The organism is Pelosinus fermentans DSM 17108, assembly GCF_000271485.2.
Taxonomy (GTDB): domain Bacteria; phylum Bacillota; class Negativicutes; order DSM-13327; family DSM-13327; genus Pelosinus; species Pelosinus fermentans.
Window position 1 is genome coordinate 3,589,322 of record NZ_AKVN02000001.1, and the last position, 14,112, is coordinate 3,603,433.

Below are 14,112 nucleotides of genomic sequence, written 5' to 3' on the forward strand. Positions count from 1 at the left end.
TAAAGACTCCATCTGAATCAAGAATTTTCCAAATTAGACAATGGAGAAAGCATCAACGAGAACGCATCGTCTTTGCCGGGTAAAGCTGCGTGGTGAGGTTATTCCTTCACCCGTTGGACCAGCAAGAGTAAAGCTGGTAAAGCCTTCTCCGCCCACTCCAATTCCTGCATAGGAAGGAGCATTCTTGACAAAAATGGTCGTTTCAACCGCTCTGGCAAATCGGGTTAAGTGATCAACGTTTTTAGAGTGCATCGCTGCTGTATGACGATTGCCATGCTCTACTCTTACAGCCACTTCAATGGCTTCATCAATGTCTTTTACCTGCACTACTGGTAATACTGGCATCATTAGCTCTTCAATAACAAAAGGATGATCTGCTGGTGTTTCGCATAGAACGACTCGCACACTATCCGGTACATCAATACCAATTTTACTTAGTAGATACTTTGCATCTTTACCAACATAATCTTTATTAATACCATAGCTTCTTTTCGGCTTATCGGTGCAGCCTTCTGCTATCTTTTCTTCCTGCACTGTCATGATAACGTCAAGCAGGCGATCAATATTGGATCCTGAAATCAGATATGCACCATATTTTTGCATGTAGGTAATCAATCGATCTGCAATCGATCCTATGGCAATTACTTCTTTTTCTGCGATACAAGGCAAGTTATTATCAAAGGAGCATCCTGCAACAATATCCCGAGCTGCCTTTTCAATATCTGCAGTTTCATCTACGATGACAGGAGGATTGCCAGCCCCTGCACCAATGGCTTTCTTACCAGAAGATAAGACTGCCTTAACGACTCCAGGACCACCTGTTGCTACTAACATATTGATTCCTGGATGTTTCATCATTTCATTAGCTGCCTTGATGGAAGGATTCGCCACTGAAGTTAATAGGTTATTTGGACCACCAGCTTTAACAATGGCTTGATTCAACAGTGTGATGATCTTCATGGATGTATTTTTTGCAGTAGGATGCGGGCTGAAGAATACAGTATTCCCTGCTGCAATCATGCCAATTCCATTGCAGATAACCGTTTCTGTTGGATTTGTGGTAGGGGTAATGGCACCAATGACACCATAAGGTCCCATTTCAATTAATGTTAAACCGTTGTCGCCGCTCCAAGCCTGGGTAGTTAAATCTTCTGTGCCAGGTGTTTTAAGAGCAGCTACCTGATTCTTGATAATTTTATCAGATACTCTTCCCATACCGGATTCGTCTACAGCCATTTGCGCCAGAATTGTGGCATTTTCATAGGCTACATCCCGCATTGCTTTGATGAGTACTTCTCTTTTTTCTAAAGATAGAGTCTTTAACTCCTGATATGCTTTGCGGGCTGCAGCCACGGCTTCATCAACCGTTTCAAAAATTCCGTCACCATAACCAGCTGGAGCTGCCTTTGCTCCGGTTTGCATTTTTGTTAAAATTTCTAATGTTATTTTCTCAATTAAAGCTTGATCAATACTCATATAATCTCCTCCTACTAGTACCATCTACTATCTACTACTTAATAAGCAGCTAGAGCGGCCCTAGCAACTGTTATGTCTTCCTCAACTGTACCGCCGCTTACACCTAACCCGCCAATTACATTTCCTCCATCAACAAGAGGAAATCCACCGCCAAAAGTGATAAATCTACCATTATTTGATGTATTTAAACCAAAGAGTGGCTGTCCTGGCGCTACCACAGAAGCAACTTCTTCTGTAGACATTTTTAAGGCAAGAGCAGTGTAGGCTTTATCAAGGGCTATCGAAATACTTCCAAGCAGGGCACCATCCATACGATGCTGTGCTACCAGATTTCCCCCTGCATCGACTACCGCAATTACCATGGGTACTCCTATTTCTGCTGCTTTTTGTTCCGCTGCTGCGATCAGTTGTTTTGCTTTTCCTAATACACTTACGTGTTCTTCTGCTTTATTCTGTGATTTTTCACCTTCCAATGCTGCTAATACCTTGCTCTTAACAGTCAGTATGATTTCTTCTTGTTCTACACATCGTGCTAAAACATACAAGAAATCGGAAAGGCGGTTTAAATATAAGGATACTGGTACAGTTACTTTTTCTTCTCTTTTCAGACGAATAACACAACGTTCTGCCCGCCGTACCATTGTTCGTGCCAGATCCAGTGCTGCACTGGCAGAACAAGTGCCAGGCGTTATAAAATAGTTTTGAGGAATGCGCTTTTGCTCTAACAGGTCAATCATCGACTCAAGTCCGGCAACATGTGCTTCTGTAATACGGTAGTCAGCAACTTCTAACGATTCCGTTGCCAAGTCTGCATTTAAGGCAATTAACTCTTTCTGAACAGAATCAAGCATGTTAACGGCCCAAGGTGAATGATGACTTAAAGACTTGCCTAAGCCCATAGCAGAAGTTGCTTCATCTACTGTTCCATAAGCCTCTACCCGTAAACTATCCTTATATACTCGCTGCTTACTCAGCAAGCTGGTTTGTCCTTCATCTCCCGTTTTTGTATATACTTTCATCATACACTACTCCTCGAGTAAAGCTGTATTTAACTCGATCTTATCATTTTGACTTTACCCCTGCACAAGTTCTACACCACATTCTCGGGCGACATCCCTAGCCAGTGGTGTTAGAATGGTCCCTTTGGGAACCGTGATACTCTTCGTACCATTTTGGGCAGCAGTCTGTATTGCGGCTGCATCCAGCACTGCCTTTTTATGAGCTGGCTTACCTACTGCCGGCTCCGCTGTATGATTCACTGCCATCTGCTCTTTTTGGCATAATCGTTTTTGACTGACTTTTGCGATGCTGTCCACAGGAACGAGTTCCATACCAAAGTCTGCTAATTTCTGCAGATTTCCCTGCAAGGCTTTTATAAGACCTGGGGATGAGTTGCCCATAGTATATTGTGCCCGCCAGCTGTCCAAAGGATCGGCAGCATTACATGCTGCAACTACCGGTTTTCCCATCATTAATCCTTGCAGAATCAGCGTTGAAACCATGGTATCGGATAAGGTATGGGCTACCTTTGCTGCTGTATTTTGAGTAAGTACAGGAATGATCACAATATCGGCTTCCCGCAATATCTTTCCTGGATACGGCGAATGGGCAGTAACAATGTCAATGTGACTGCCCAGTGCCTCTGTTACTCTTTCAATTCCCAAGATTTGTTCAGCAGATGCAGATAAAACTGCTGTTACCGCAAAACAAAGGCCCTGTAATTTTTTAATTTCGGCTAAACCTTGTTCAAATCCAATGGTTCCACCAGTGAAAATAATTAAAGCCTTATGTTGAGATGGAAGGGATTGTCCCTGGGTAATAACAGGATTTTGTTGCAATTGACGCAGAATTTCCTTTGTAACAAGCTGCACCATTTCTTCATTATCCATGTTACACCTCCCGGCATCGAGCTAAGGTTACCACGTCACCACTTTTTAGACCAGTGGCGTTTGCCTCATCCGTATCAATATGAAATTCCAAGCAAAAATCAGGCTTTACACGCACTAGCACATTCTTTAATATTGTCGATCTAGTTCCACTAGTCTCGACCCATACACGCTCTCCATCTGAAACACCAAAATGCCGAGCATCATCTGTATGCATGTGAATATGTCTGGTTGCACAGATCAAACCTTCTGATAAAGTAACTGAACCCTGAGTACCAACAATCGTTATACTTGCTGATTGTTCAATATCACCTGAATCACGTAAAGGCGGCACAACACCAAGACTAAATCCGTCAGTTCGGGATATTTCAGCTTGTGTTGTTTTGCGCACAGGTCCTAAAACCCGTACACCTCGAATGACACCTTTTGGTCCCACCATAGTGACCGTTTCCGCTGCAGCAAATTCACCCACTTGTTTTAGATCTTTTTGCCGCGTTAAGGTATGACCAGCACCAAACAATATTTCAATATGCTCAGCAGAGAGGTGGATGTGACGGTTCGATACTCCCACAGGAATGTCCATACTTCTTGGCTCTTGTGAGGTAGTCTTCTCCAGAGCCTGCATGACTTGTTTTACAACTTCATCCAATATATTTTTTTCCACTATCACACCTCAATCCACCTATTTTTCTACTTTTATTCAAAAACTGCTAAATCACTCTACTGCTTCCCTCTTTCGCAAGTGGAAGTATTAGTACAGCATCAACTCTAATTTATACTTACAGTTTTAGAGTTGATACTGTCCCAGTGCAGTTACGATTACCTGGAATTAAAACGTTCTAATGAATCGTAATTCTTTATAAAGATTCGTCAATTTTAGGAAGAATTTTCTCAATATCGGTATGAGGACGTGGAATGACATGAACTGAAATCAGTTCACCCACTCGTTGAGCTGCTGCAGCTCCTGTATCAGTAGCTGCTTTTACTGCTCCTACATCACCACGTACTAAAACAGTCACCAAACCAGATCCAATTTTTTCATAACCCACTAATATTACATTAGCCGCCTTAACCATTGCATCTGCAGCTTCTATTGCACCTACTAAACCTTTTGTTTCTACCATTCCTAAAGCTTCTCCGCGCATATTATTCCGCCTCCTTATTATTTCTATCATAATGAATACAAGTTATCTTAGGGTCACCCTTGACTCTAGGGCAAGCAGGATCGCCGCAAATGTTACAATAACCGGATACCTTTTTCGGTTGTTCTGCAACTGGCAATTGTTCACTCGGCGCTATCTTTTTTTTTTCTGCTGCTTCGATTTCCTCTTGTACTTCTAACTGCAGTTCATCTACTGCAACAATTTCTTTATCCTTCTGAATTTCTTCAGATTTTTCTTTTTCAACGACCGAATTCTTTTTTTCTTTGAATCCCACTGTATCCTTGGTTGTTACAATGCCGGACAACGTTTCATGGGGTCTAGGTATAATATGAGTAGCAAATACCTTATTGACCTTACTGCCAGCTGCTTTACCAGCTTGAACAGCAGCTGAAACTGCACCAACGTTGCCAGTCAATTTAATAACTACCATTCCGCCACCTTTTGTCATCTCATAACCAATTAACTGTACATTGGCTGCTTTCAGTGCCGCATCAGCGGCTTCCAATGCTGCAGCTAACCCAACGATTTCAATGAGACCTAAAGCGTTTTGGACCATGCTTTCACCTCCCCATGGCCTTGTGCACTTTCTTGAAGAACCTTTTGGACGATACGGTAGACTATCTGGTATAAGTCATCCCGATTTGTTTCATAGTTTTCATTTTTTGACGGTCTGTCTTTAAAGGGAATTCCTTTTACTAAACGTGCAGCATTATAGCCAAAATGCCGCCACTGGGCAGGACTTCCGGCTTCTTGTAAGGAAAAGAGCGGTTTTTGGGCAGGCAGCTTGACATAATGAATGCATAGGTCTTCCGATCCAATTCCGACTCCCACTCCCAGTTTTGACTTAGAAGCCCCTTCATAAGATAGTGCTGCAGCATTTGTTTCATTACTTTGCACCACAGTATAAGGTATTCCTTCTTCTTCCATTCCCGCTTGTACTTCGCGTAACTTCTCTTCACCGCCTGGGTGAGGAGCTAAATAGATGAGAATACAAGGTTTATTTTGATCTGGCAGCATAGCATCACGCCTCTCTGTCAAGATATGACAGTACCAGTCCAGTAGCTACTGCATTGCGTGAACCTTCGGAACCTCTAATATTTCCTCGTCCGCATACAATGCTATATTCAGCCAATGCATCGGTCACCATATCTCCTACTTCAAAATCCATGGCAGATCCTCCAACTAGTACAACAAACTCAATGTGGCGAATATTGCCTGTAGGTGCCACGCGGCTTAAAGACCGAATTGCATTTGTTACGAAAACACGTTTTTTAGCCTCCCGCCTTACGTGACGAATCTTATCCAAAGGATGAGAGCTGGGGATTGGGACCATTTCGCCATCTTTTAGAATTACCACGCGAGAAAAAACCTGTGGCGGAAGGTGCTGTTCATAAAAACGAACGGTTCCATCTTCCAGCCTGATATGATATAAACTTTCGACTTTAGCCAATGGATATTTTTTAATATCCTCTGCCAGATCGAAATCATTTAATCCCAGCTCAGAATTGATCAGCATAGTAACCATATCACCGGCACCAGCCAAATGGATGGACAATACACGTTCGTCCCTCGTAATAATTGCCGCATCTGTTGATCCGCCGCCCATATCAAGGATTGCCAAAGGCTTATCCGTACCGGGAGTTGTTAACGCTCCGCGAATCGCCATATTTGCCTCAACCCCTGCAATGACCACGTCTACACCCAAATTACTTCTCAATTGATTTGCAATTTGTTCCATAGGAAGGCGGCTTGTTTTTACCATAGCCGCTAAAGCCACAGCATTTTCCAGAGCAAATTCTCCTGCTAAACCGCCTTGTACTTTTTGCGGCACAAAGGTATCAACAGCCAGAATATCTTGTATTTTCATATCGCCAAGGTGCTGCTTGGTAAGCTCACTCATAACCTGGCGAACCCTTTCTAACATTCCACTTACATGAGTGCCGGCTTCGCCTTGCACATCAAGAACCGGCTGTACTCTTTCCACCGTTTCCATAATTTTTCCAGCCCCAGATTCAACATCAATATCAGCTTTACCCTTTGACCCAAAGATGGTAATAAATCCTGCAGGGATGGTTCGTGCTTTTACATCACCTTGGGGGGTGCGCACAACAACCGCTGAACGATTGCCAATTAAGGCACGAGCAATGGGTACCACCATCTTTGTATCGCCAGCTGATAATTCAAATACTGTGGCGATTCCGTAGGGGTTTGATAAGGTTCTAATGGTTTGTCCCGGCTCTGCCACTTCTACGGCGGCCAGCATCCCAATAGGAACCTTTTCAATCATTGTTACTTCATCCACTACGGGTATTATTTTCTGCAAACGATTTGCAATAAGTACTGCATCATCTTGACGTACAATGACTCCCTGTAGGTCAATTCCTCGTGCTAATGCTTGATTCAGAATGCGAGCAGCATCTTCAAAATCAATGTTTTCGGGGATGACACAAATCACTTTTTCTCCAGAAGCAAGGCTTTCCAGCTGACTGAAGGAAACGGTCTGCCCAACGCCTAAACCTACACCGCCTGGGGTAGATGGATTATGTCCAATCATTGTGGATTCTGTAATAATTGTTTCGGTAATGGTTTCCATTGCCAAGTCACCAATTACAGGTGTTGCTTCATTCAACCTGATTTCAGACAAGTCCGCCATTGTCATTCCAGATTTTTTCAACGCTTCTTCTAAAGCTATGACAATGCCTGGAATATTTTCCAGCGTACCTTTTATGCCTGTAGTCTTGACAATACTACTGGTATAAAACTTTGTTACCTTTGCTGATTCCATTGCAGCTAAGCAAACTTCTGTTGTAGAATTCCCAATATCTACACCTGCAATTATAGCCATGAAAATTCCACCTTACTCCGCTCTGAGACGATTACGCCGTTCGTATACTCCTGCAGCCTCTCTCACAAAAGCGGCATTTATTTTTGCATTATATTTCGTATCTAATTCGTCTGCAATAGCTATTAATTCTGCTCTAGTGGACCGATAAGGACGAAGAGCATTGTAAATTTGCAGTATTCGTTCATCAGGAATGGCCGTTAATTCAGCAGCCCTGCGCAAATTGTCACCAAACTGCGTTCTGCCAACGCCATCTGCGATTTCACCTTGCATACGTAATGTTTCCGGAGCAATACGTACATCCTGGGGTTTAACATCACCATTTAACACATTTGCTAAAGTAATATCTGAAAGTTTCTTTCCTGTAGGAGATTTTAATAACTCCGGTCTTTTGGTAGCTAAAGGATAGTCACGATCCGGATTTAATCCTTGAGCAGCCACTGTTGGAGCAGCCTGGGCTGTTTGCGCTGCTGGTGCACTGCCTTTCGTCATGGATTTTAATACTTCACGAACCATATCCTCAATCATTTTTTCTTGAGACATATCAATCACCTCCGCTTAGTTAAATTTCACTTCGATTTCGACTGGCTTAGCGCCTTGAATTACATGTTCGGTTTCTTTTATGTGCAATACGGCTGCTTTTGCCTGAAACTTTGGTCTCGCCATTTGATCATTTTTCGTTGGTACTGGCACAGGAGATTCACCCTTTGCATATTTTGCCGCATTGCGCCCAATGGCACGATAGGCTGGCAAATCAAGTAAAGGAGATTGGGAGAAAAGTTCCAGATTACTAAGTGGCGGCAAATCTTTCTGATGAATTACCGTTGTCCCTCTGGATTGTATACCAATAGCAATTCCAGATCCGCTTAGCTTAGTACCATCATGTGCATCAAAAGCAACGTCAGATGTACGCAGTACTCTTATTACTCTGGCAATTAACCCTTCTTCTTCAATGCCTGCGATCATTTCACGCAATACATCACTGTGAGGAATATTTACAATGGTTTTATTTTGATATTTCCCAAAAGCTGGAGCCAAGGCAATTACCACTTCATCGGCTCTTGTGCCTGGACGTGCTTCCCCTTTTTCCACTAAGGTCATAGGACGTCCTGCAATAGCAGCTGTTGCTGTACTTGTAGTAGGTTTAGGCTGTTCCATACCTTGCAGCACTTGCAGAATGATTTCTCGAATCACTTGCTCGTTAATTTGCATTACACTACACCTCTCTTTCTAACTTAAGCATCATAATCAGACGGATTGATTGCCTGACTGATGTTTTTGATTTCATTCCATCTTTCATTACTAATTTGGTAGCCAGTTCCTGGACCTTGATAGTCATTACGGCTGTTTACCGCACTGATAACATTAAAGTTTTTGTCCAGAATCGCGGATGTATGGAGATAATCTCCGGAAATACGCTGTTTCAAAATATTTAAGATATGTTCCGCCAAATCGGTAAAGCCAGTTTTAGCCAATGCTTTGACGATATCGATGCCTGTAATGCCGCGGCTCATTAGCTCTTGAGCAGCTTTTAAATCTTCAACTACATTACGTGCCGGCACATCTTTACTGCCGTGAGCATAAGTCGCAGCTTCCACTTCTTCATCGGTAATTGCCGGGAAGCCCAGTTCCTTAAATACAGCTTGAAGTCCTTTGGCTGCCTTATTACGAACTGCGATGACTTCTTCTTCTAAAGCCGGACGCAAGCCGCCGTCTACTTTCAAGTCGCGCTGCAAGATATTCCAATCATCATAATCATCAACATCCCAGTTTGAACCAGCAAACATATTATCATAGTTGGGTACACCGCTATAGCCGGAGCAGATAAAGTCTGTACCAGGAAGGAACTGCATTAAGGTACGGGCAGTTTTACGAATATCCGAATGTGTAAAGGTTTGGTCGTTACTGGATGCTACTTCCATGTCTAACATCGCTGCGCAAAGGTTTTCTGCCAATACAGCGCGAATCCCCGATGGCACAGCAGCCGGCACGCCAATACAACTTACAGAGCCATTCTGCAGACCTTGTACTCCAGCGCCTCTGGTAAGCATGATGCAGCGAATTTCCAAATACAGCATGGATTTTCCTTCTGCGTAGCCCATTTGTACTTCTGAGCCAGTACCGGAAGTAAATCTCATTTTCAAGCCCCGTGAAGCATAGGCTGAAGCAAGAAATGCTTTTGACCAAGGTGTATCATCACCATCAACAAATACATTTTCTGTACCATATACGGATATCGTTTCTGCATAGGCAGTAATACCGCGCATACCAAGTTCCAGTTCCGTTGCTTCTTCCAAAGCACATTGAATCAGTGTTCCACCTCGACCAGCCTGGCTGCCGATTAATAATGCCAAGGCATTAAAAGGAGCATAACGTACAACAGCAACGGTAGTTTCCATTTCATCAAAACCACGCAATGCAGCTTCTGCACCATCAGCAGCAATCAAAACTGGATTATCATTTACATTCGTAATATGACATTGGTTAGAAGGAATTTTGCGAGCCCGCATTTTCTGCATAGCCATCATCATTTCTACTACATTCATGGTATTAAACACAGCTGTCAGTTTGGCAGCGGTTAAACCGCGCACAATGTCAACTACTTCTTTTCTCGAAACATTTACATCAACAAGCATTTTGGCAATTTGGCTAGCTTCCATTGCCATTGCTTTTTCAGCAATCTTTACATCAATCGCATAATCGGCAATGAACTGCTCAATAAAATCGAAATTACTGCGAGCAACGCCGTCCATTTCTACGATTTTGCCATTCTCAATTTTGATACTAGGCACCGGATCGTTAGGGCTGCCCATAGCGATCAGGCCAACCTCCGGCCATTCTTTTACGAAACCGTCCTGATTTACAGGGCGGGCAGCTAAGACTTCAAAACGTTTTGATTTCTTCATTGTTTTCCCCTCCCTGCTTTAGATATACGGTTTAGTTGATGATGGAGCCGGACCAGCCATAGCTTCCAATAATTTGATGCCTACTTCTTTAGCGGCAAGTACTGCTTGGCGTACGGCACCAGAATCACCAGTAACCTGAAGTATCACTTCATTGGAATAACTCGTCCCGCCTGCTGGACTGCCATAGCCAACTACTTCAACATTAGCTGTTTTTACAGCAACATCAGACATAAGTACGCCAATGGCAGCAGGAGCACCAACAATCAATCCAAATGCTTTTCCCACTGGAGCACCAAAGGCTTTATTAATTGCATAGCTTGCCCGAGCCGTATATTGCAGCTCAATATGCCCAGCATCATTGCCATATACATCGCCAAACGTACGATCCAGTTCTTTTAGTGCAACTTCAATTGCACGGCGGGCATCTGATACTTCTTCCGCGCCAAAGAGAATCAACGATCCATGTCCTGCTCCACCTTTGGTGTCACGAGGCAATTCAATGGTAATAATCTCAGTATTGGTTGCCTTTACAGCTTCATCAGCAGCCATAATATGTGGGCCAGCACCAGTACGAGCACCTAAAATACCAATGGAACGATATTTAGGATCGATTTTCATTTTTTCATGCAGCATAGGATCGACATTTGCAATCACTAAACCAATGGTATCGCCAATTGCAGTTCCCACAAATTCAGTGATACCAGGATTTGCTGAAGCTTTAGGTTTTTCTTGAGCCCCTTGCGCAGCAGGAGTATGATTCTCCATACGCTTTTTAATTTCATCCATAACCTTATCAATTAATTGCTCTTGCATATAATTTCTACCTCCACATTAAATTCCTATTTTATTTTGGGAAGAATTTTTTCCACATCGGTATGGGGACGCGGAATAACGTGAATAGACACGACTTCGCCAACTTTTTGAGCCGCTGCGGCACCTGCATCGGTTGCCGCTTTAATGGCACCAACATCACCGCGCACCATTACTGTCACTAAGCCAGAGCCAATTTTTTCATAACCCACTAATTCAACGTTTGCTGCCTTTACCATAGCATCGGCAGCTTCAATAGCACCTACTAATCCTTTTGTTTCAATCATCCCTAATGCTTCGCTCATGAACTACACCTCCCTTCCCCAAAGTGTGCAATTAATTCTTCTATCCCTTCTCCAGTACGAGAAGAAACGAAGAAGATTGGTTCTTTAACACCGACTTCCATTAAGCGAGATTTAGCTTTTTCTCGATCAATGCCAGGTACATCGACTTTTGTTACTACCCCAATAACAGGGCGGGAAAACATTCCGGCAAATCCAGGCGGCAGAGTTACTTTCAGATTTGTTGCATCCTGCACAACAACGACAACAGATGCTTGCATAGCTGTTGTCATTAATGCCGAATAGAAACGCGGTATCTGAGCATATTCTCCCGGAGTGTCAATGGCTCCATCTGAAAACTGGATACTTTGGGTCTTTTCAGCTGACCGGACATCTTTTTGCAGCGTATGAATCAAAGATGTCTTGCCTGCCCCTATGGCCCCAACTAACATTACCTTCTGCATATCATGACTTCGTTTGTTTGGGACCACTAAATCCCAAACTATTGACTAATAAATTGGTTACTTGCTTAAGGGCTGCTTCCACATTGGATACGGTACCGACCAGTACCAGCGATCCTGTAAAACGGTCCATAAAGCCAATTTTTACATCTGCTGCTTTTGTTGCCACATCCGCTGCAATAATGGCAGCTTCACTAGGGGTAATGGTTAAGATTCCAATCGCCGAAGTGCTCTCTAACCCTAGCTTGTCACATAACTCCTTTTTGGGATTGGATATGAGATGGGCTAAGGTCACTTGTTTGCCTGGTACATATTCTTGAACCACTCTTACCTTTTCTTCCGACATACCATTTCCTCGCATTCCTTACATTAGTTTGACAATTATAACTATTTCCCGTTTTTAGTTTTTTACCTTGCATATTTATTGCTTAGCCACTGGACATAATTGCTGCATCCATCTCAACCATAATCTGGATATTTTTTTCACATTTATCTTGCAGGATTATTTTGTTTTTTTATTCAAATTTTTCTACCATAAAAGCAAAATAGGACTACTTTACCGTAGTCCTATTTTATCTTTCATAATCCTTTTTTATTCAGAATTATCTTTTATTCTTTTTTTGCTCTGATATGGAACTTTTTTGCATTCGTTTTTTTACTCTTGCTTGGTATTACGAATTTCATTTCGATATTGATTTGGTGTCATCCCCATTGTCTGACGAAATACACGGCTAAAGTAACTAGCATCTTGATACCCTACCTCTGCAGCAATTCGCACCGCCGTAAAATCGGGATTCTGCAGCATTTTCTTCGCTTTTTCAATTCTTACTTTCGTTAGAAAATCCACAAAATTAAAACCCTTCTCTTGTTTGAAAAGCCTGCTAAAATAAAACGGACTTAAATGCACCGTTTGGGCAACTTCTTCTAAGGATATATTCTTATGATAATTTTTCACAATATAATCGCATGCTTTATTAATGACTCTAAGGTTCATACTGCTTCTATTTTCAAGCATATTGTCCATAAAGTGATCCAAAGAAGCAAACATCCATGCCTCTACCTGTGTTTTATTATTACACTCATTCAAGTGATTAATACAATTTAAATTTAATAGTGTTAATTGTTCTACATTGGCACCACCCTCTACGGCTGACCGAGACAATACAATTAACAATTCCAGCACACATGCTTTAATCGTGTCCATATTAGCCTTACTGGCAAATATTCCATCTAACAATTCATGCAGTGCTTCTTTTGCTTGCTTTCGATCACCGCATCGCACCTTGTCAAGCACATTTCGCTCATAGTGAAAAGGATAGTTAAAAGGTCCTGTAGTCAGATAGGGTACATCCTCCACGTGAATGATCTGACTATCACCTAAATAAAATCGCTGCTGCTGGGCATGCAAAGCTTCTAAATAGGACTTATGAATTTCTCTTGGATCACTGTAATATCGCCCAATTCCGATGGTAATACTGATATTCATGGCTTGCGCAATACATTCTTGTATATCTACAGCAATTTTTTGGGCATTACTTTTTATTCTTTCTTCGCTTTCCACTTCAGCAAAGCCTAATAAAACAATCAAATTGTCACTGCCAAATGGGGTAACCAGTGCATAATCGCCAGCAACACTACAAATAAGTTTGTAAATTTTTTGTTTAATCATTTGCTTTTCTAATTCACTATCACTAGAGGTAAGCTGCTTAAAATTATCAACATCAATAACCAAGACAACACCAGGGTCTACTTTCATTCCCAAAAAACGTGATCGTTCTTGAAAATGCTCCATTTCTTTAATATTTCCAGAAATCAAATCATAGACAAAAGACATTTGAATAAAGGGGATGGCATCTTCTACGCTTTTCCGTAAAGAAGCTTCTTCTTGTTTTTTCCTCTTCAATTCATCCACTTTTTGAATGGTAAGTTCTAAGGTATGCATAATGTCATCCGGGCGAACAGGCTTTAAGAGATACTCTACGACTCCAATCGTTAATGCTTGTTTTGCATAACTAAATTCATCAAAAGCCGTAAGCATGATAATTACAGTATCAGGCGATAAAGCACGAATGCGCTTTGCCGCTTCCAGCCCGTTCATTTCCGGCATGCGGATATCCATTAAAACAATATCCGGTCTTTGCGCCGCAGCAATCTGAACAGCACTCTTTCCATCTCCCGTTTCGCCAATTACCTTTATGGCAGGACATTTTTGCGTAACAATAAAATGCAAGGCCTGCCTTTCTAATTGTTCATCATCTACAATCAATAATGTATACATTCTTTTCTC

General features: G+C 42.2%; 16 protein-coding genes. All 16 read right to left on the reverse strand.

The window, feature by feature from the left end; translation table 11 throughout:
- Positions 1-33: 33 nt before the first annotated feature.
- Positions 34-1,476: an aldehyde dehydrogenase family protein gene (locus FR7_RS16650; protein ID WP_007933507.1), complete on the reverse strand. Its 1,443-nt coding sequence runs from the start codon at positions 1,474-1,476 to the stop codon at positions 34-36.
- A 38-nt stretch (positions 1,477-1,514) separates the two neighbouring features.
- Positions 1,515-2,498: a cob(I)yrinic acid a,c-diamide adenosyltransferase gene (locus tag FR7_RS16655; protein ID WP_007933508.1), complete on the reverse strand. Its 984-nt coding sequence runs from the start codon at positions 2,496-2,498 to the stop codon at positions 1,515-1,517.
- Positions 2,499-2,549: 51 nt separating this feature from the next.
- A complete protein-coding gene (locus tag FR7_RS16660) occupies positions 2,550-3,365 on the reverse strand; it encodes a flavoprotein (RefSeq protein WP_007933510.1) in 816 nt (271 codons plus the stop codon).
- Position 3,366: 1 nt separating this feature from the next.
- Positions 3,367-4,032 (reverse strand): phosphate propanoyltransferase, encoded by a 666-nt coding sequence (gene pduL / locus FR7_RS16665; RefSeq protein ID WP_007933512.1) that lies wholly within the window; start codon positions 4,030-4,032, stop codon positions 3,367-3,369.
- 187 nt (positions 4,033-4,219) lie between these two features.
- Positions 4,220-4,507, reverse strand: a complete 288-nt coding sequence (eutM, locus tag FR7_RS16670; protein ID WP_007933515.1) for an ethanolamine utilization microcompartment protein EutM — start codon at positions 4,505-4,507, stop codon at positions 4,220-4,222.
- 1 nt (position 4,508) lies between these two features.
- A complete protein-coding gene (locus FR7_RS24555; RefSeq protein ID WP_007933517.1) occupies positions 4,509-5,081 on the reverse strand; it encodes a BMC domain-containing protein in 573 nt (190 codons plus the stop codon).
- Positions 5,063-5,563 (reverse strand): glycerol dehydratase reactivase beta/small subunit family protein, encoded by a 501-nt coding sequence (locus FR7_RS16680; protein ID WP_237715608.1) that lies wholly within the window; start codon positions 5,561-5,563, stop codon positions 5,063-5,065. Before FR7_RS16680 ends, FR7_RS24555 begins: the two co-directional genes overlap by 19 nt.
- On the reverse strand, positions 5,547-7,370 hold the full coding sequence (locus FR7_RS16685; protein ID WP_007933521.1) for a diol dehydratase reactivase subunit alpha: 1,824 nt from the start codon (positions 7,368-7,370) through the stop codon (positions 5,547-5,549). Before FR7_RS16685 ends, FR7_RS16680 begins: the two co-directional genes overlap by 17 nt.
- A 12-nt stretch (positions 7,371-7,382) precedes the next feature.
- A complete protein-coding gene (locus FR7_RS16690; RefSeq protein ID WP_007933523.1) occupies positions 7,383-7,910 on the reverse strand; it encodes a diol dehydratase small subunit in 528 nt (175 codons plus the stop codon).
- A gap of 15 nt (positions 7,911-7,925) precedes the next feature.
- Positions 7,926-8,579, reverse strand: a complete 654-nt coding sequence (locus FR7_RS16695) for a propanediol/glycerol family dehydratase medium subunit (protein WP_007933524.1) — start codon at positions 8,577-8,579, stop codon at positions 7,926-7,928.
- A 23-nt stretch (positions 8,580-8,602) separates the two neighbouring features.
- Positions 8,603-10,273, reverse strand: a complete 1,671-nt coding sequence (locus tag FR7_RS16700; protein ID WP_007933525.1) for a propanediol/glycerol family dehydratase large subunit — start codon at positions 10,271-10,273, stop codon at positions 8,603-8,605.
- An 18-nt stretch (positions 10,274-10,291) separates the two neighbouring features.
- A complete protein-coding gene (gene pduB / locus FR7_RS16705; RefSeq protein WP_007933526.1) occupies positions 10,292-11,086 on the reverse strand; it encodes a propanediol utilization microcompartment protein PduB in 795 nt (264 codons plus the stop codon).
- Positions 11,087-11,112: 26 nt separating this feature from the next.
- Positions 11,113-11,388 (reverse strand): ethanolamine utilization microcompartment protein EutM, encoded by a 276-nt coding sequence (gene eutM / locus FR7_RS16710; RefSeq protein ID WP_007933527.1) that lies wholly within the window; start codon positions 11,386-11,388, stop codon positions 11,113-11,115.
- On the reverse strand, positions 11,385-11,828 hold the full coding sequence (locus tag FR7_RS16715) for a EutP/PduV family microcompartment system protein (protein ID WP_007933528.1): 444 nt from the start codon (positions 11,826-11,828) through the stop codon (positions 11,385-11,387). The genes eutM (FR7_RS16710) and FR7_RS16715 overlap by 4 nt, the downstream gene beginning before the upstream one ends.
- Position 11,829: 1 nt before the next feature.
- Positions 11,830-12,171: an ethanolamine utilization microcompartment protein EutS gene (gene eutS, locus FR7_RS16720; protein ID WP_007933529.1), complete on the reverse strand. Its 342-nt coding sequence runs from the start codon at positions 12,169-12,171 to the stop codon at positions 11,830-11,832.
- Between the two features lie 309 nt (positions 12,172-12,480).
- On the reverse strand, positions 12,481-14,103 hold the full coding sequence (locus FR7_RS16725) for a response regulator transcription factor (RefSeq protein ID WP_007933530.1): 1,623 nt from the start codon (positions 14,101-14,103) through the stop codon (positions 12,481-12,483).
- Between the last annotated feature and the right edge of the window lie 9 nt (positions 14,104-14,112).